Below are 16,568 nucleotides of genomic sequence, written 5' to 3' on the forward strand. Positions count from 1 at the left end.
TCACTAGAGACATGTCGATATGAAAATACTTTTGTTACTCTCTCTTTTATCAATGATGCTCTCCTGTATTAGACAAGGAAATTCTGGACAAATAAAGGATAGACTAGCAGACAGTTCCGTATCAAGTCATGTCAGTCCGCTTTTGTCACAGGTTGTGAAATCCGATACTGCGGATGTTAAGCCGAATCGCCCTGACATGGATCCCAATTTACAGGTATCTCTCGAAAAAATAATTACAGACACCGTAGAATTTGTTGACTTTAATGACGATGGAGATTACTTCCTGTGTTCGGTTAAAAAGGGAAGACGAAAATTTTCCTTGGTATATGATCTTATTTCAGATCGTAAGATGGATTTTCTTCGTGGCGATACACTCGAAATAAAATGGAAAAGAGATAGTATAAGGTTAGCTGGAGACGAAGAGTCTTTAGATTTTGCTAATTGGCTAACGGAAGTAAGAAAACTAAAGGACGGTAAGACCGCGATGTTTCGGAGGTCATATTCAAAACCGCTTAAATATTGGTATGCAACCGACACCAAATATACTGATAGCTACCAAGATTATCTTTATCATTTGATGGAATACTATATCGCCAATTCCAAATTAGAGTTAGTAAATTTATATTCGGAGAGGCAGCAGAATACCGAGTTTGGATACTCAATAGAAGAGCAGGAAAGAAATGGCCGCTATTACACCGTACTGGGATTGTCAAATGATATGGGGGAGCATTTCACGGTCATACAGTGGCTCTATATCGATACCGAAAATCGGACATTATACGAATACGATCTAGCTAATGACAAGCTAATTGAATTCCCTTAAATTTCTAAATAAGCAACTTGTTTAACTTCCATTTGTCAAATGTAGGTAAAAGAGGTTTTTATAATAGCTACCTTTGAATTATGCAGGAGAATATAAAACGAAATACTACCGACAATGTTGAAAGAAGCGCTGAAACCGAGCTTCTCTATGATACAGCGAAAAGAAAATGTTTCGATTTTACAACATTTACCGATATAGAAATTTTCTATCAGGATGCTCGAAAATTGTTAGACCACGGTTTTTTTGTCGTACTTTTTGGAAATGTAAAAGAAAATTTTCCCGACGGTAGCAGTATGCTATTGGTTTTCAGTCGAAATGACCTTAAGTTCGAGCAAAGTAAGAAATTGATAAATAGTGGTAAATATTTTTCGTTTCATCCATCTGTATTTAATGGTTACAATCTAAAAATTCGGTTCAAGGATTTTGGATTTGTGGAATATTCCATTTATGAATCGTTGCTATTGGTTAATCGGGAAAGAGATACAATAAACACGCTTTTTGATTTAATTGCCGAAGAATCTGAAATAGCTTTTGATCACTTGAGTTCCGATATCTTGATCTCCTATATAGAATTACTCCTACAGCACATGAGCAGATTTTATCAGCGCTTCTTTAGCGATAGATCTGACGAGATTTGTTCCGTAAATCGCAATTTTGAAGATTTGCTTCTCCAAGCATTTAATCTAAAAGAAAGAAGTAACGACAAGCTGCCTACTTTAACTTATTTTGCCCAAGAGCTTGATCTAACAATGCGGTATCTCAACGATGTTTCCCAAATAGTATATAAGCAAAGTGCGCAGGAAAGAATCGATGCCCAGATCATTAACATTGCTAAACAATTATTGTCGAACACGAATTTGTCTGTTGCAGAAATAGCCGAACGTATAGGGTTCTCTCAGCCCCAGTCATTAAACAGGCTGTTTAAAAGAAAGACGAAGGTGACACCATTGGAGTATCGGATATCAATAATTTAACGGGTATTTTTGCTGCCGTGTCATCTTTTGTAAAGAATATAGTCTGTTACCAAAGGGGCAAGTTGATTTTGTTTGAATTCCGTTGCGATTTGGCCTCTGTGATAAGTTGAATGATTTACTGCGTGAAAAAATATGTCCCGAATCGTGTTTTGAAAAACTTCTCCCTTGGTGTTTTTGTAGTTGATTATATCATCTAAATCAAGCTTGTCAAGTATAAGCAGCGAATGTTCATAATTTGTTTTATCAATATTCTTACAGTCATGTATAGGGTGAATTTCCCAAACTCCGAAAACTGTTTGCTGAGGCACAATTCTGTTATTCCAAATTTGATGCGCATTAAGTATATGATTATACAATTTTTTGGCTTTTTCCGAGGTCTTATCTGGATTTTCATGAAAAATGTTCCACAATTTTTGGTTGGTGTAATGACTGTATTCAAATAACTCTTTAAAAAACTGTTCCATTGTCGTTTTAGTATTGTACATAACGGATCGATAAAATTTTACCAATTAAAGATACCGTTTTTAAGAGGAAAATTCCTCTTAATCAGGCTAAATCTGCTTTTCAATAACTAGAAGCTGTCAGGTTTCTCTTTTCGCTACATTTTGCCTAACTATTCAGTACTTTTGCAACACTGGTAGCTCAAGTTAAATAAAGAGAAGTGATAGAAGTAGAAAACGAACAAGCAGCCTGGACTATTTGTTGGGATTGTCAAGGACGTGGGAAGAAAAGTCGGAGGCTCACCAATAAAGTGCGACTCCGTTACCAGGAGGCACTCGATCAATTTCAAAAAGCGAAAGACGAAAGAACGGCTCCCGTGAGGCCTAGAGGCAACCTGTATTCATGCACTAACTGTCGCGGCTCGGGATTGCTTCCATCTGCTAGTCATCCTATAGCGAATCAAGAAAACCACCCGCATATTGCTATTATTGGTGGAGGTGTAGGAGGAGTGGCTCTAGCTGTCGCCTGTTTACACCGTGGAATCCCTTTTACCGTCTACGAGCGTGATAAAGACTTTTATACTCGATCCCAAGGCTACGGACTCACTTTGCAACAAGCTAGTAAAGCGATCGAAGGATTAGGTATTTTCTCATTAAAAGAAGGGGTGATTTCAACCAGACACGTGGTTCATACTACCGAAGGAAAAGTGATCGGGGAATGGGGGTTCAGAAAGTGGAGGCAATCAGATGAAAAAGTGCCTCCTAAACGCTCAAATGTGCATATCGCGCGGCAATCCTTGCGCTTAGCGCTCCTTGAACAACTTGGCGGAGAAGATGTGGTGCAGTGGGGACATCAGTTGGTAGATTTTAAGGAATGTGAAGGTGAAGGTGTTGTTCTACACTTTAAAGTGGACGGGGAGATGAAGAGTTGTAAAGCAGATCTTTTGGTTGGAGCCGATGGTATTCGTAGTTCCGTGCGGAGTTTGCTGATTGGTGAGGATATTACCCCATTGCGTTACTTGGGTTGTATTGTTATACTGGGTATTTGTCCTCTGCGTGCGCTTGAAGATCTTAATAGTCCTTTGTTGGACTCTGCCACCGTATTTCAAACCGCTAATGGTAATGAACGGATCTATATAATGCCCTATACTTCTGACTCCGTGATGTGGCAACTTAGTTTCCCAATGCCCGAAAAAGAGGCTAAGGCACTAAGCGCCCAAGGACCTCAAGCCCTCAAGGAAGAAGCCTGTCGTAGAACGCTATGGCATGATCCCATTCCTCAGATTATAGCTACAACCCTAGAGGCAAAGATTTCTGGCTACCCCGTGTATGACCGGGAAGTACTCAAAACGGAGTTGCTGAAAAAAGGGAAGCAAGTGACCCTGATCGGAGATGCGGCTCATCCTATGAGCCCGTTTAAAGGGCAAGGGGCGAATCAAGCACTGCTGGATGCACTCGCTCTGGCTCGGGGTATCTCAAGAGGTTGCCGTTCGTCCCACTGGAAGAAAGCTGGAGTCAGGGAAAGTGTCTTAACTGAGTTTGAATCAGAGATGTTAGCGCGCAGTGCCATTAAAGTAAGGGATTCCGCAGACGCGGCACAACTCCTACATTCCGAAGTAGTGCTACGCGAGGGAGATGAACCTCGAGGACGATATATAAATAAAAAATGATAAAAGTATTTTATTATACTTTTTTTAATTAAAATTAATTTTTTGGTACTTTTTTTGTTGTGTTTTTGTATATTTTTATACTAAAACATATTTTATGAAAAAAAATCACAAATTCAAAGTAATCATAGCTACATTCGCTATGGCGGTAGGATTAGGTTCATGCTCAGATGATGACCCTATGCCAGAAAATAACTCTAAAACAATAGTTCAACTGGTTAGTGAAGATCCAGACTTTAGTTTGTTGCGCACAGCGGTTGTAAGAGCTGGATTAGTAGAAACACTATCCGCTTCTGGAGATTTCACTGTGTTTGCTCCAACCAATGCGGCTTTTATCGCAGCTGGATTTACTACAGATGCGAGTATAAATGCAGTGGAGGTCAATACCTTGAAAAGTATTTTAATGTACCATGTTTTAGGTAGCCGGGTAATGTCAAATTCCATCCCTACAGCTACGAATACCGCTGTAGAAACTTCTACCGAATTGAGCGTCTACGTGACCAAAAGTAATACGGGTGTTTCTGTCAACGGCGCAAAAGTAATTCAAGCAGATGTGATGGCTCAGAATGGTGTCATCCATGCGATTGACAAAGTTATGTTACCTCCCATGGGTAATATTGTGGAAGTAGCTCAAGATAACGCCAATTTTTCTTTATTAGTTGCAGCTGTTCTAAGAGCTAGCGAGGGATCTGTTAATGTTGCTCAAGTGCTCCAAGGAGCAGGTCCAATGACCGTATTCGCTCCAACAAACCAAGCATTTATTAATGCTGGATTTGCTAACGAAGCAGCTATAATGGCCGCATTACCAGCAACATTAACGTCCATTTTGACAACCCATGTCATTCCTTCTCGTATTTATTCTACCATGCTAACAGAAGGCTACACCCTGGAAACGGTTGCCGAAAATAACTTAACTTTTTCACTTCAAAGTGGAGCGACTGTAAAAGGTCCAGGTAATTCTAGCGCATCAAATATTACCAGCACTGATATGACCGTTGATAACGGTGTAATCCATGTTATTGACCAAGTATTACTACCATAAAGTAATCGTATTACCAACATCAAAATGGTAGCTTTTAAGTAATTAAGAGAACACATAGGAAGGTGATAAGAAAAATCTTATTCACTTTCCTATCTTTGTAAGATGTCTAATTCCTTGATTCCATCTGATTGCCAGAATAAGACAGTTCGATAAGATTTTTGCCAACGAAAAGTAATAATTTTTGCATTTGTCTTTAGTATAAAGTTAATATGAACTAATCTTTTTCATACCGTTAATAGAGAGTGTGATTATTTGCCCTTGCACGACTTATCCAAGCCAGCAGCTGGCTGAGTATTAAAAAGAAAACAGTAATAGCTAATACATACAGGTTTACACCAGTTGTACCCCCAGTCTTATCGGGATTAAGAAAAGGATAAGGATACCAACCCGTAAACGATGCACGGATAAACGTATAAATAAGCCACAGTATCGGAAAGATAAGCCAGCGCAATGATCCTCGAGATGTAACAGCAAGTCTGGATGGCCATAGCAGCCACCAGACCGTAATAAAGAATGGTCCAAATTGGTGCAACATAAAATTACTCCAGTTAAAGTAACCGGGGGTCGGATTTACCTCTGTATCCTGCAGTAAAAGTGCGTATACAATTCCAGTCACCATCATATATAGAACTGCTGCGCCACGAAGGTACCGAAACCATTCTCCCAGCCTTTTTTTTCTTACAATTGCTAGCGAAGCTATAAGATAAGTGGCGGCAGCAATAAAGTTACTTTGCACGGTGAAAAAGCTGAACCTGTTCCATCCATAGCTAGGCGAACTGGAATCGACCTTCCACGCATTCCATGGCGTGACTGCGTATATGGTGAGCAATGCCATCACCATCAATATGGTAGCATTTATCCATTTTATATTATGAGGTAATTCAGTTTTTGTCATTGGTTTTTCCAAAATTTCAAGCAGATTAAAGATAATGGAAAATTCTTATTAAAGTAGGATCTATTTTAATTGGCGTTATTTTAGCATACTTCACATCTTTCCCCCTTTTGCTAAATCATCCACTAACTTGTCAAGATACTTTACTTTTTTTGTTAAAGGTTTTTTAATTTCTTCAATTCGATAATCTCAAATTACCCCAGTTATTACCTGCCTTCTGGTTTAATTTTGCTTCTGTGAAAAAGGTTTCAAAAGTTATCCGTCTGTCAATAAGTTCTTTTATTTTCTTGTCGTCAAAACCCGTTAACCATTCGATAACTTGATGCAGTTCTGATTTTGATTTTCTTTTTTCTCCACTTTTGTAACGTAATTTTCATACTTACTATTTCAGTCTTTCTAAATTTCCTTTTTTTTTGATTAAGTTCTTATAGTCCCACTGAATTTCTCTTGATTTTTTAAGCCAACTTTTTAATTCGCTTATATTTACTTCTGTCACTTTGTTATAAAAGATCGAAGCATCTTTAAATTTCGTTCCCTTAACGTTTAGGTTATCTTCGTCGAAGTCGGCCCCACTCCAGAACATTAATCTTATTCCTTTCTTCTGTTTACTAAAACCAACGGTCGGATTTCCATCTAAAAACCAAACTGGGTGGGCGTGCCAGATTTTATTTTCAGCTTCGGTTAACTCGCTATTGATTAATTTAGTAAGTAGGTCGCAAATTTCTTTGTCTACCTCAGTTTGACCATTGTTATATGTTTCAATTTCTTTATTCATTTTGTAAGGTTGTATCCTTTTATATCCGACTACGTAATATTTATCTAGTAAAAATAGCAAAAAAATGGAAAACCGAAGTTTCAATACCCATATTCTAAAACCCCGAATAGTAAAGCTAATGATATAATCCGAAGAACAGTAACAAACTTCTTCGAGTGCCGTTTGTTACCAATATATGAGCATGATAACATCTATTGCGACGGCGGTGCCGCGATACAAACAGGATCAGATGCAAATATTCGAAGTGGTAAAAGCAATGCATGCCAGTACGGAAGAAGAAGAACGTAAATTACGGTTTATATACAGATCTAGCGGTATCAATACTCGTTATTCAGCTATTCCGGACTTTAATAGTGATCGCAATGACAATCAAATTTTGATTTCGGATGATGGCGACCTGGTATCTCAAAAGCTTGAGAAGCGGTTAAGCATATATGATGAGGAGGCCCTCAAGTTAGCCGCCAAGGTCGTAGAGAAATGTCTGCCGACGGATCTCGAGCGGCAAGGAATTACCCATCTCATAACAGTAAGCTGTACAGGATTAAAAGCGCCAGGTTTGGATTTGGCACTCATTCATTATTTTGGCTTGCGGAGCGATATTAGCCGAACCTCAGTAAATTTTATGGGATGTTACGCGGCGATCCATGGTCTTAAGCAGGCGCATTACATTGCAGAAAAAGAACCAGATGCGAAGGTACTCGTTATATGCGTCGAGCTTTGTACGCTGCACTTTCAAGCCACTAAAGAAATCGATAATATAACGAGCACTATCATATTCGGTGATGGAGCCGCCGCAGTACTTATTGAAGGAGCTAAAGATCAACATGGTTGGGAGCTAAATGACTTCTATAGCGAAATTAATTTTGATGGAAGCGACGATATGGCCTGGAGAATTTCTGCCGATGGGTTTCTCATGACGCTGACAAGCCAAGTGCCACCTATACTTGAGCGATCTTGCGATGCCGTGATTTCCAATGCACTCCTACGGTACGGCATTATGAAGGAAGATGTGGATATGTGGTGTGTCCATCCCGGGGGTAAGAAAATACTAGAGGCAATCGAAAAAGGTGCTAACATTGCGCGTCAACAACTAGAAGAAAGCTATGAAGTGCTTCGCGACTATGGTAATATGAGTAGCCCTACAGTACTCTTCGTACTCGAAAAAATCATAAAAAATACACAATCTAGCGGAATTAGGCACAATGTTGTGGGGATGGCGTTCGGTCCTGGTCTAACATTAGAAACATTTTATCTATCCCATGCCTGATTTTTCAAAGAGAAGTTATGATCGCGAATTGTTAGATGATCCGCTCATGCCGTTTGAGCAGATAAAGCAGACTATGCGCGAGCTTAACATTATCAACACCTGGCTTGGCGGGCATCGCGTTACGGTTAAGGGATTAAGAGAGCTTCTGAATGGGAAAAGGCAAATAAGTATTTGTGAAATCGGCTGTGGTGGAGGCGATAATCTGGCAGTCTTGCATGGGTGGTGCCAACAGCACGGTATCGAAGCAACATTTACCGGTATAGACATAAACCCACATTCTATTGCATTTGCAAAAGAGGTATATGGGGAGCTAGGCATTGAATTTGTCTGTAGTGATTACCGGGCAAATGCGCTTTCCACGAAACCTGATATTTTTTTTAATTCTCTCTTTTGTCACCATTTTACCGAAAATGAGCTAATTGATATGCTAAAATGGATGCGTATCAATAGCCGTATCGGTTTTTTTATAAACGACCTTCATCGGCATCCCGTCGCGTATTACAGCATTAAATGGTTAACAAAACTTTTGTCGAAATCATCACTTGTTAAGAATGATGCACCATTGTCTGTAAGAAGAGGGTTTAAGAAAGCAGAATGGATAAAATTGTTTGATTCCGCAGGTCTGCCACTGGCCAGTCCACGGTGGGAGTGGGCCTTTCGACATTTAATCGTATGCAAAAATGGGTGGATTTGATTATGATATAGCAATAATAGGCGGTGGGTTAGCAGGCCTAACCACTGCTATTCAACTACGTAAGAAAGGGTACACAGTGGTTCTTTTTGAGAAAAATTCTTTTCCCTTTCACCGAGTTTGTGGCGAATACATCAGTTTCGAAAGTTGGGATTACCTAATCGACTGCGGTGTAGACTTGGAAAATATGAAGCTACCTCAGATACTTAAATTGAAGGTAAGTGCTGTTAGTGGACATCTAATGACCACCAATCTGGATATGGGCGGCTTTGGTATTAGCCGTTATAGAATTGACGGGTTGTTATGCGCCCGCGCCCGCGAGCTAGGAGTGAAAATCCATGATAACTGTAAGGTGGATGCCATTCAACGTATTTCGCAAGAATATATAATCACATCTCCTGTTGGTGACCATCGCGCACGTATGGCGATAGGCTCATTCGGCAAGCGAAGTAATATTGATGTGCAATGGAAACGAGGTTTTACCTTGCAGAAGCCTACTAAGCTAAATAATTACATCGGTGTCAAATATCATGTAAGAGGAGCAGATGTGTCGGATGATACCATCGCACTACACAACTTTAAAAATGGGTATTGTGGTGTCTCCAAAATAGAAGATGACAAATATTGCATGTGCTACCTTACTACGGCCTACAATTTAAAAGCAGCCGGCGGCATTGATGAAATGCAACGTACATATCTTTACCAAAATAGATATTTAAAAGCGCTGTTTGAGCACAGTGACTTTCTATTTGCACAACCGTTATCGATCTCCCAAATTTCATTCGATACCAAGGAGCCTGTTTATGCCGGCATACCGTTAATAGGGGATGCCTGCGGAATGATCACACCGCTCTGCGGAAATGGTATGAGTATGGCCATGCACAGCGGGAAAATTCTCGTGCAACTTGCCGAAAGATATCTTAAGGAGCAGATCTCATTGGATTCCATGCTAAAAATCTATACAGCGGAATGGTACAAGCATTTCGCGCTACGCCTACGTACAGGACGCTTGATGCAAAGTTATGCCGGTAAGACTTGGCAGACCACTTTGCTAGTCAGGCTGATGAAGAATTTTCCCTTATTGGCGAATAAAATCATCAAAAATACACACGGTAGCAAGTTTTAACACAAAGTAACCATACTTTGATGCAATCAAGTTAACCAAATTTTTTAATAAAGTATCTAACCAACAAAATAGCGCCGTGATTGTTAAGATTTAATAAGTTAAAATATGAGAAAATATATCCATTTAATCTTACTGTGTGGCACTATGCTGATGCAGGTAGCCTGTAACCGGAGCACGACAGACAATAACGAAGAGATCGCAGATTCACTGGCTCACAGAGAAATAGAACCCTTTAAAGGTGAGTATGATTCCCTGGTGATCAAAGGTGCCGCGAATACCGACAGCGCACTGGCTGAATTTGAAAAAAGGTACGACGAAGAGCAAAGACAGGTCATCTTGGCGCTGAATCGCATTGACCGATACCATTTAAAACGGGCCGATATGCTGGTGGTGCCAGACTCGGTATCGACAGATCTAACAGTATATACACCCTTTCCTCCGCGGCTTGAGGAATTGGATGATGTTCCTAAGATCGTTTTTTTCTCTTATCCTTATCAGGCCTTTGCCGCTTATGAAAACGGATTGCAGGTACGTTGGGGTCCTACCAGTATGGGTACACAAAAGAACCCGACTCCCACCGGATTATTCTTTGCCAACTGGAAAGCCGAGGAGCACATCAGCACGGTAGATGATGAATGGCTGTTAAAATGGAATTTCAATATTGAGAATGAAAAAGGGGTCGGCTGGCACCTGTATGCGATGCCCGGGTACCCAGCATCACATTCCTGCCTGCGCTTATTGGATAATGATGCGCGATGGTTGTATGATTGGGCTAATATGTGGGTACTGGAAGGCGAACATGAGGTAAAAGCTCAGGGTACGCCGGTTATCGTGTTTGGCCGTTATGATTTTTCTAGGAAAAGCCCCTGGTTAAATCTCCTCGATGATCCTGATGCCAACACCGTTAGTAAGGCCGACCTGAAAAACGAGTTAGAGCCGCACTTGCAAAAAATACAGGAAGAGCAGGAACGGCGTCAGCGTGTCATCCAGGAAGAAAAATAGGACTCCAGCGCATCAAGAAACTAACTACGATAACTAACAAACGAGTGGGAGTCACTGTTACGCCGGCTAATAAACATATCTTCAAATTAGAAGATATCGCCAAAGCAACCGTTTTTATGGAGGGCAATGCGGGAGTCGGAAAAATAGTAGTACTCAACCCAACTAATCAAAAAAAATGGTGATCAATGGAATTAAACCCATATACGAAATCAATTTATATAGAAATCGGCGACACCGCCCAGGAAAAATTTAATCGCGAGGTCATTGACGGTTTGCGAAGCAAACCCAAGCGCTTACCTTCCAAATATTTTTACGATAGCTATGGTGACCAACTTTTTCAGCGTATTATGGCAATGCCTGAATATTACCTGACCGGATGTGAACTTGATATTTTCAGCAATAAAACAACAGAACTGGCAACTATCCTCACAATGGGAGACGAACCTTTCGACCTGATCGAATTGGGAGCCGGCGATGCCATGAAATCCTCTTATCTGCTCAAGCATCTGGTAACGAATGGAGTGGATTTTACGTATATGCCCATTGATATTTCCGGTAACATCCTTTCTGTGCTAAATGACAAACTGAAAGTCGACATACCGCAACTGGATATTGTTGGTCTTGAAGGAGAATATTTCGATATGCTTGAAAAGGCAGCCTCGCTTTCTTCACGGCGCAAAGTGGTACTATTTTTAGGAAGTAACATCGGCAATATGGAGCTGGAGGAGGCCTATGACTTTTGCGATGAACTATACAGGAAGTTAAGTTCTGGGGATGTCCTGCTGATAGGCTTTGATCTAAAGAAAAATCCACATACCATTCTGGATGCCTACAATGATAAAACGGGCATTACTGCTACATTTAACTTGAATCTGTTAACACGGGTCAACAGAGAACTGGGAGGAGATTTTAATGTGAAGCAGTTTCAGCATTATCAAACCTACGATCCCATTAGTGGAGCGTGTAGAAGTTATCTGATCAGTCTCTTAAATCAAGATGTAACTGTCGGCGACTATACCATATCATTTACCGAAAATGAGTTTATTTATATGGAAATCTCTCAGAAATTTTCCGAAATGGATATAAAACAACTTGCGGGTAAGTCAGGTTTTGATATAATAGGAGAAATAACAGATTCCAAAAACTGGTTTGTCGATGCCATTTGGCGGGTCAGGTAAATATTAAATCGAGAAGATGACAGCACATACAATTACTCACAACCGTATTCCTGTTCTTGAAAGGAGATACACGGACATTCGTGCCCATTCCTTACAGATATGCAAGCCCCTTGAAATCGAGGATTATGTAGTACAACCAACAGGGGATGTGAGCCCACCTAAATGGCATTTGGGACATACGACTTGGTTCTTTGAAACCTTTATTCTTGTACCCAATTTTCCGGGCTATGAAATCTTTGATCCACAGTATAACTTTGTGTTCAACAGCTATTACGAAACCGTCGGAGCGAGAGTTGTCCGTACGGATCGGGGCAATCTCAGCCGTCCTTCGGTAACAGAAGTTTACCGCTATAGAGAGTATGTGGATCGACATATGCAGATTTTTTTTCAGCGTGGTCTTCCGCCCCAACCAGTTCTGAAATTGTTGGAGCTTGGCCTGAACCACGAGCAACAGCATCAGGAACTGTTACTCACCGACATCAAATATATTCTAGGGCACAATCCGTTATTTCCTGCTTATACAAAGGATATTAATTCTCACAAAGAAGAAACGGGAGCATTAGAAATGATCAAAGTTCCCGAAGGAGTATATGAAATAGGATTCAGTGGGGACGATTTTTGCTTCGATAATGAATTGGGTAGGCATAAGCTTTATCTCAATGCATTCGATATTGCCAGCCTTCCAGTTACCAACGGAGAGTATTTACAGTTCATTCAAGATGGTGGTTATACTGATTTTCGGCATTGGCATGCCGAAGGATGGGATTGGGTAAAACAAAATAACACCAAGGCCCCGCTCTACTGGCATTTTATGGATGGCGAATGGATGCAATATACCCTGAACGGATTACAGTATGTTAGTCCGGATGAAGTCCTGTGCCACATCAATTTCTATGAAGCCTCTGCATATGCGGCTTGGAAAGGCATGCGTTTGCCAACAGAGGCAGAATGGGAAGTGGCTTCCGATAAATTCGAATGGGGGCAACGGTGGGAATGGACAGGAAGTGCATATCTTCCCTATCCCGGTTTTAAAAAAGAAGCCGGAGCAGTGGGTGAATACAACGGAAAATTTATGGTCAACCAAATGGTATTGCGTGGAGCTTCCATAGCAACACCCGAGGGGCATAGTCGAAATACCTATCGTAACTTTTTTCACGCCAAACTGCAGTGGCAATTTACCGGGATAAGGCTGGCCAAATAATCGATTGCACTTATCAATAAACTTTTTTAGATTAGCTAAATGGATCATATAACCGCACCGATCTTCCAAGCCCTGTTCCAATCGGAAAGCCCGCGCCTCATTTTAAGAGCGGACGCCCCGGTATTTACCATCCTCGATTATAATGTCGCGCATCAATCTATTACTGGAAGGACTAAAATTGATTATAGGGGTGAGAGCCTTTGGAAAGCTTACGATCCTGCGATAGCAGGGGGTGAGGGGCCGGAACTTCTGGCGGCGGCGTTGAATCAGGCGCTAGCTGATAACAAGTTGATAAAAATGCCCATTTTTAGGTATGATATCTTGTCGGACGAGACCAAAACGGTCATCCAGCACTGGTGGCAGTTGGAAATACTCCCGGTAGCAAAAGATGGTGATCGCATAACCTATCTACTGGTCACCACCCATAATGTGACCAATGAAATGATGTACGAACGACGAGAGCAAGAACTCAACGAAGAGCTAGCCGCGTCGAATGAAGAACTAACGGCGACGTTGGAGGACCTGCAGATCTCACATACACAATTGGAAAACTTTTCCCGTGAACTGGAAGAACGAATTGCCCAAGGCATAAAAGCGATCGCCAATTCGGAGAGTAGTCTGCGGAGCCTCGTAATGGCGGCTCATTATCCACTAATGATTTTGAGGGGCAGAGATTGGATAATAGAAATCGCAAACCAGCCACTGGTAAACTTATGGGATAAAACGATCGCGGAGGTAACGGGTCATAAGTTGATGGACATCTTGCCCGAGATCGAGGATCAGCCTTTTCCGGCATTTTTAAGACAGGTATATGATTCTGGTGTAGGCTATGGACAGGAGGAGCAAATTTTTCATTATAATTCTCCTAAAGGTCCCGCGACAAAATACGTGAGTTTTTATTACGATCCCCTACGAGACGATAAAGGGGATGTTGTCGGTATCATCGTCGCCGCTGACGATATCACGACAAAAGTACAACAGCGCCAAATGCTGGAAGAGGCCTTGGTAAAAGAACAAGCTTTGACAGAAGAAATGAACGTTCTAAACGAGGAGCTTGCGGCGACGGTTGAAGAACTTTCTGCAGCAAATGAGGATCTTCAGGTTTCCCAGGAGGAAATAAAACGAAAGAATGATGATCTGATCGAAAGTGAGGCACGTTTTCGACTGTTGATCAAACAGGCCCCTGTAGGAATATGTGTTATACGGTCACACGACCTTTATGTTTTGGAAGTCAACGATAGTTATCTGAGCTTGGTAGGTAAGGAGCGCGCAGAGCTAGAAGGTCGCACAATTTGGGAAGCGATTTCCGAAGTGGCAGAAGATTACGCCCCAATATTGAATCAGGTCATACAAACAGGATTGCCTTTCGTCGCGACAGAACATAAGGTAGAGCTTGTTCGATATGGCAAAGTCGAAGAAGCATTCATTGATTTCGTTTATGAACCGGTGCTAAAGCCCGAAGGCAATGTCACGGCTATTTTAGTCGTCGCTATCGATGTGACCGAAAAAGTGAAGGCTCGCAAAGCAATAGAAGATGCTGGGCAGCGTACCCGTCTAGCAGTAGAATCTGCCGATATCGGGACCTTTGAATACAGCTATATTACCAATAAGATTGTTACTTCCGAACGGTTCAATGAAATTTTCGGGGTAGCTGCCCCGACATCGAGACTAGAGCTGTTGGATTCTTTCCATCCTGACGACGTGCATTTGAGCGCAAAGGCGCATGCCGCGGCAGCTATTAAGGGGAAGATGATGTACGAGGCAAGGGTCGTACATAAAGACAAGTCAATACATTGGATTCGTGTTCAGGCAAAGGTTTTCTATGGCGGGGAAGGCATACCCGAAAAATTGATGGGCACTGTTCTGGACGTTACCGACTTTAAACGATTACAGCAACAAAAGGACGATTTTATTTCGATTGCCAGCCATGAGCTGAAAACACCGATAACTTCACTAAAAGCTTCCCTTCAGTTTTTACAGCGCATCAAAGACACCCCCGAACATGAGCTGTTTCCTAGATTATTGACGCAGGCCGAGCGAAGTATGGAAAGGGTAAGCTCATTGATAGAAGACCTGTTGAACGTAAGCAACATGAATAAGGATGCGACGATATTAAATAAAAAAACTTTTACGATAAAAGATCTACTGGATGATTGCTGTGGACATATTCGGGAATTGGGCAAACATAAGTTGGTATTTGAGGGCGACCCGTTCTTGCAGGTTCATGCCGATGAACGTCGGGTCGACCAAGTTGTTGTCAATTTTGTCAACAATGCTGTTAAATATGCACCTAAGTCCTCCGAAATTTACCTCCGGGCTGAACAAATAGATGGGTTTGCTAAAATATCTGTGCGTGATACAGGCCCGGGCATACCCCCAGAAAAGCAAAAGCAGATTTTTGAACGTTATTTTAGGGGCGATAGCAACGGGCGGGAAGTATCAGGCCTTGGTTTAGGGCTTTATATCAGCGCCGATATCGTTCACCGGCACGATGGGGAAATCGGTGTGTATAGCGAGGAGGGGCAGGGAGCGACATTTTGGTTCACCCTACCACTTAAAAATGATTAAAGGATGTTTTGTTCCTACTTGTCATTTAGTGAATGACCAAAATCGAGTTCCTTACAGGAGCTTTAGGGGCTATCACAGTAATTAAGTTTGGCTTGTTATTGCTTTCAATATTTATGCCTTCTTTCGTCTTTATATTTATACAGAAATCTGGTGTTAATTAAAATCAAAATTATTTTTTTATCCAAAAATACAAAAGATTCATATGAAACGCTCTTCACAAGCTGAAAACATCTTGGCTCAAATCAATAATAAAACTAAGTTGGGGGACTTACGGAAAATAGCTAAGGATATCAAAAAGGATCACGAACTGGCTATGGAATTATGGGCGACCGAGAGGTTTTTGCCTCGGCAATTGGCCATTTTGATTATGGATAATAAGCTTCTTTCTCAAGATTTGGTTGATAGGCTTGATAAGGATATGCAGACACATACATTTGATGAACGAAATCACCTAATGGATTGGCTAATGGCCAATCAACTTACAAAGGACAAAAATACAATTATACTGATCCAATCTTGGGAAAATAGTTCTTCTTCACTTCAACGACGCACTTATTGGTACTATCAAGCCAGATTAAGATGGATCGGACAGACAGCCCCAGAAAATACAGCCGACTTACTTTCCGCAATTGAGACCAATATTACGATGGAAGAACCTGAAGTTCAATGGGCCATGAATTTCACTGCAGGCTGGATCGGAGTTTATGAAAAAAAATATCGAAACCGATGTGTCGCTCTGGGCGAGAAAACTGGTCTTTATAAAGGTGAAAAGATATCAAAAGGATGTACTCCCAATTATTTGCCAGAGTTCATCGCGATGGAAAGCAACAAACGAAATCTATAATCAAGTATAACTAGCAAATAAAACTTGTTGATTGCCCCACCGGCATCTCGGGCAAGAGAAACTGAATCAATCGGTCTT

The 16,568-nt window shown here is 41.2% G+C and carries 17 protein-coding genes and 1 pseudogene; 13 read left to right on the forward strand and 5 right to left on the reverse strand.

Annotation, left to right across the window (positions count from 1 at the left end; all coding sequences use genetic code 11):
* Nucleotides 1–19 precede the first annotated feature (19 nt).
* Both FAZ19_RS09165 and FAZ19_RS09170 read left to right on the forward strand, forming a co-directional pair.
* Entirely contained in the window at nucleotides 20–823 is an 804-nt protein-coding gene (locus FAZ19_RS09165) for a hypothetical protein (RefSeq protein ID WP_136820398.1), read from the forward strand.
* Nucleotides 824–903: 80 nt separating this feature from the next.
* Nucleotides 904–1,797: a helix-turn-helix domain-containing protein gene (locus FAZ19_RS09170; RefSeq protein ID WP_136820399.1), complete on the forward strand. Its 894-nt coding sequence runs from the start codon at nucleotides 904–906 to the stop codon at nucleotides 1,795–1,797.
* Nucleotides 1,798–1,817: 20 nt separating this feature from the next.
* Here the strand turns inward: FAZ19_RS09170 and FAZ19_RS09175 are convergent, their stop codons facing one another.
* Nucleotides 1,818–2,282, reverse strand: a complete 465-nt coding sequence (locus tag FAZ19_RS09175; RefSeq protein WP_211245466.1) for a DinB family protein — start codon at nucleotides 2,280–2,282, stop codon at nucleotides 1,818–1,820.
* Nucleotides 2,283–2,458: 176 nt separating this feature from the next.
* Between FAZ19_RS09175 and FAZ19_RS09180 the strand changes: the two genes are divergently transcribed.
* The gene (locus tag FAZ19_RS09180) at nucleotides 2,459–3,907 is read left to right on the forward strand and encodes an FAD-dependent oxidoreductase (protein WP_136820401.1); all 1,449 of its coding nucleotides are present in this window, start codon (nucleotides 2,459–2,461) and stop codon (nucleotides 3,905–3,907) included.
* A gap of 94 nt (nucleotides 3,908–4,001) precedes the next feature.
* A complete protein-coding gene (locus tag FAZ19_RS09185; RefSeq protein WP_136820402.1) occupies nucleotides 4,002–4,946 on the forward strand; it encodes a fasciclin domain-containing protein in 945 nt (314 codons plus the stop codon).
* Nucleotides 4,947–5,178: 232 nt separating this feature from the next.
* On the opposite strand, the gene FAZ19_RS09190 is transcribed toward FAZ19_RS09185, so the two are convergent.
* From FAZ19_RS09190 to FAZ19_RS09200, 4 genes are all read right to left on the reverse strand, one after another.
* The gene (locus tag FAZ19_RS09190) at nucleotides 5,179–5,841 is read right to left on the reverse strand and encodes a Pr6Pr family membrane protein (protein ID WP_136820403.1); all 663 of its coding nucleotides are present in this window, start codon (nucleotides 5,839–5,841) and stop codon (nucleotides 5,179–5,181) included.
* Between the two features lie 90 nt (nucleotides 5,842–5,931).
* Nucleotides 5,932–6,018 carry a DUF2200 family protein gene (locus FAZ19_RS24315; RefSeq protein WP_262709339.1) on the reverse strand — a complete coding sequence of 29 codons (87 nt, stop codon included), beginning with the start codon at nucleotides 6,016–6,018 and terminating at the stop codon, nucleotides 5,932–5,934.
* Nucleotides 6,014–6,166, reverse strand: coding sequence for a DUF2200 family protein (locus FAZ19_RS24320; RefSeq protein ID WP_317131625.1), 153 nt, complete (start codon nucleotides 6,164–6,166; stop codon nucleotides 6,014–6,016). The genes FAZ19_RS24315 and FAZ19_RS24320 overlap by 5 nt, the downstream gene beginning before the upstream one ends.
* Before the next feature lie 54 nt (nucleotides 6,167–6,220).
* Complete coding sequence (locus FAZ19_RS09200; RefSeq protein ID WP_136820404.1) at nucleotides 6,221–6,613, reverse strand: DUF1801 domain-containing protein; 393 nt, start codon at nucleotides 6,611–6,613, stop codon at nucleotides 6,221–6,223.
* A 163-nt stretch (nucleotides 6,614–6,776) separates the two neighbouring features.
* Between FAZ19_RS09200 and FAZ19_RS24325 the strand changes: the two are divergent.
* From FAZ19_RS24325 to FAZ19_RS09240, 9 genes and pseudogenes are all read left to right on the forward strand, one after another.
* Nucleotides 6,777–7,439: pseudogene (locus tag FAZ19_RS24325) on the forward strand (type III polyketide synthase); the annotation flags it as partial.
* Between the two features lie 54 nt (nucleotides 7,440–7,493).
* A complete protein-coding gene (locus tag FAZ19_RS24330; protein ID WP_262709341.1) occupies nucleotides 7,494–7,880 on the forward strand; it encodes a 3-oxoacyl-[acyl-carrier-protein] synthase III C-terminal domain-containing protein in 387 nt (128 codons plus the stop codon).
* Nucleotides 7,873–8,574: a methyltransferase domain-containing protein gene (locus FAZ19_RS09210; RefSeq protein WP_136820406.1), complete on the forward strand. Its 702-nt coding sequence runs from the start codon at nucleotides 7,873–7,875 to the stop codon at nucleotides 8,572–8,574. The genes FAZ19_RS24330 and FAZ19_RS09210 overlap by 8 nt, the downstream gene beginning before the upstream one ends.
* Nucleotides 8,561–9,697 (forward strand): NAD(P)/FAD-dependent oxidoreductase, encoded by a 1,137-nt coding sequence (locus FAZ19_RS09215; protein WP_136820407.1) that lies wholly within the window; start codon nucleotides 8,561–8,563, stop codon nucleotides 9,695–9,697. The genes FAZ19_RS09210 and FAZ19_RS09215 overlap by 14 nt, the downstream gene beginning before the upstream one ends.
* A 105-nt stretch (nucleotides 9,698–9,802) precedes the next feature.
* Nucleotides 9,803–10,699, forward strand: a complete 897-nt coding sequence (locus FAZ19_RS09220; RefSeq protein WP_136820408.1) for a L,D-transpeptidase — start codon at nucleotides 9,803–9,805, stop codon at nucleotides 10,697–10,699.
* Nucleotides 10,700–10,884: 185 nt separating this feature from the next.
* The gene (locus tag FAZ19_RS09225; protein ID WP_136820409.1) at nucleotides 10,885–11,877 is read left to right on the forward strand and encodes an L-histidine N(alpha)-methyltransferase; all 993 of its coding nucleotides are present in this window, start codon (nucleotides 10,885–10,887) and stop codon (nucleotides 11,875–11,877) included.
* Between the two features lie 16 nt (nucleotides 11,878–11,893).
* Nucleotides 11,894–13,078, forward strand: a complete 1,185-nt coding sequence (gene egtB, locus FAZ19_RS09230; RefSeq protein WP_136820410.1) for an ergothioneine biosynthesis protein EgtB — start codon at nucleotides 11,894–11,896, stop codon at nucleotides 13,076–13,078.
* Between the two features lie 39 nt (nucleotides 13,079–13,117).
* Entirely contained in the window at nucleotides 13,118–15,646 is a 2,529-nt protein-coding gene (locus FAZ19_RS09235) for a PAS domain-containing protein (protein WP_136820411.1), read from the forward strand.
* A 202-nt stretch (nucleotides 15,647–15,848) separates the two neighbouring features.
* Nucleotides 15,849–16,490 carry a DNA alkylation repair protein gene (locus tag FAZ19_RS09240; protein ID WP_136820412.1) on the forward strand — a complete coding sequence of 214 codons (642 nt, stop codon included), beginning with the start codon at nucleotides 15,849–15,851 and terminating at the stop codon, nucleotides 16,488–16,490.
* Nucleotides 16,491–16,568 lie beyond the last annotated feature (78 nt).

This window comes from Sphingobacterium alkalisoli, assembly GCF_005049105.1.
GTDB lineage: Bacteria > Bacteroidota > Bacteroidia > Sphingobacteriales > Sphingobacteriaceae > Sphingobacterium > Sphingobacterium alkalisoli.

Bases quoted from the DNA above. Each gene is read 5' to 3' on its own strand.
- FAZ19_RS09165 (WP_136820398.1), top strand. From the start codon at position 20: ATGAAAATACTTTTGTTACTCTCTCTTTTATCAATGATGCTCTCCTGT.
- FAZ19_RS09170 (WP_136820399.1), top strand. From the start codon at position 904: ATGCAGGAGAATATAAAACGAAATACTACCGACAATGTTGAAAGAAGC.
- FAZ19_RS09175 (WP_211245466.1), bottom strand. From the start codon at position 2,282: ATGTACAATACTAAAACGACAATGGAACAGTTTTTTAAAGAGTTATTT.
- FAZ19_RS09185 (WP_136820402.1), top strand. From the start codon at position 4,002: ATGAAAAAAAATCACAAATTCAAAGTAATCATAGCTACATTCGCTATG.
- FAZ19_RS09190 (WP_136820403.1), bottom strand. From the start codon at position 5,841: ATGACAAAAACTGAATTACCTCATAATATAAAATGGATAAATGCTACC.
- FAZ19_RS09200 (WP_136820404.1), bottom strand. From the start codon at position 6,613: ATGAATAAAGAAATTGAAACATATAACAATGGTCAAACTGAGGTAGAC.
- FAZ19_RS24330 (WP_262709341.1), top strand. From the start codon at position 7,494: ATGGCCTGGAGAATTTCTGCCGATGGGTTTCTCATGACGCTGACAAGC.
- FAZ19_RS09210 (WP_136820406.1), top strand. From the start codon at position 7,873: ATGCCTGATTTTTCAAAGAGAAGTTATGATCGCGAATTGTTAGATGAT.
- FAZ19_RS09215 (WP_136820407.1), top strand. From the start codon at position 8,561: ATGGGTGGATTTGATTATGATATAGCAATAATAGGCGGTGGGTTAGCA.
- FAZ19_RS09220 (WP_136820408.1), top strand. From the start codon at position 9,803: ATGAGAAAATATATCCATTTAATCTTACTGTGTGGCACTATGCTGATG.
- FAZ19_RS09225 (WP_136820409.1), top strand. From the start codon at position 10,885: ATGGAATTAAACCCATATACGAAATCAATTTATATAGAAATCGGCGAC.
- egtB (WP_136820410.1), top strand. From the start codon at position 11,894: ATGACAGCACATACAATTACTCACAACCGTATTCCTGTTCTTGAAAGG.
- FAZ19_RS09235 (WP_136820411.1), top strand. From the start codon at position 13,118: ATGGATCATATAACCGCACCGATCTTCCAAGCCCTGTTCCAATCGGAA.
- FAZ19_RS09240 (WP_136820412.1), top strand. From the start codon at position 15,849: ATGAAACGCTCTTCACAAGCTGAAAACATCTTGGCTCAAATCAATAAT.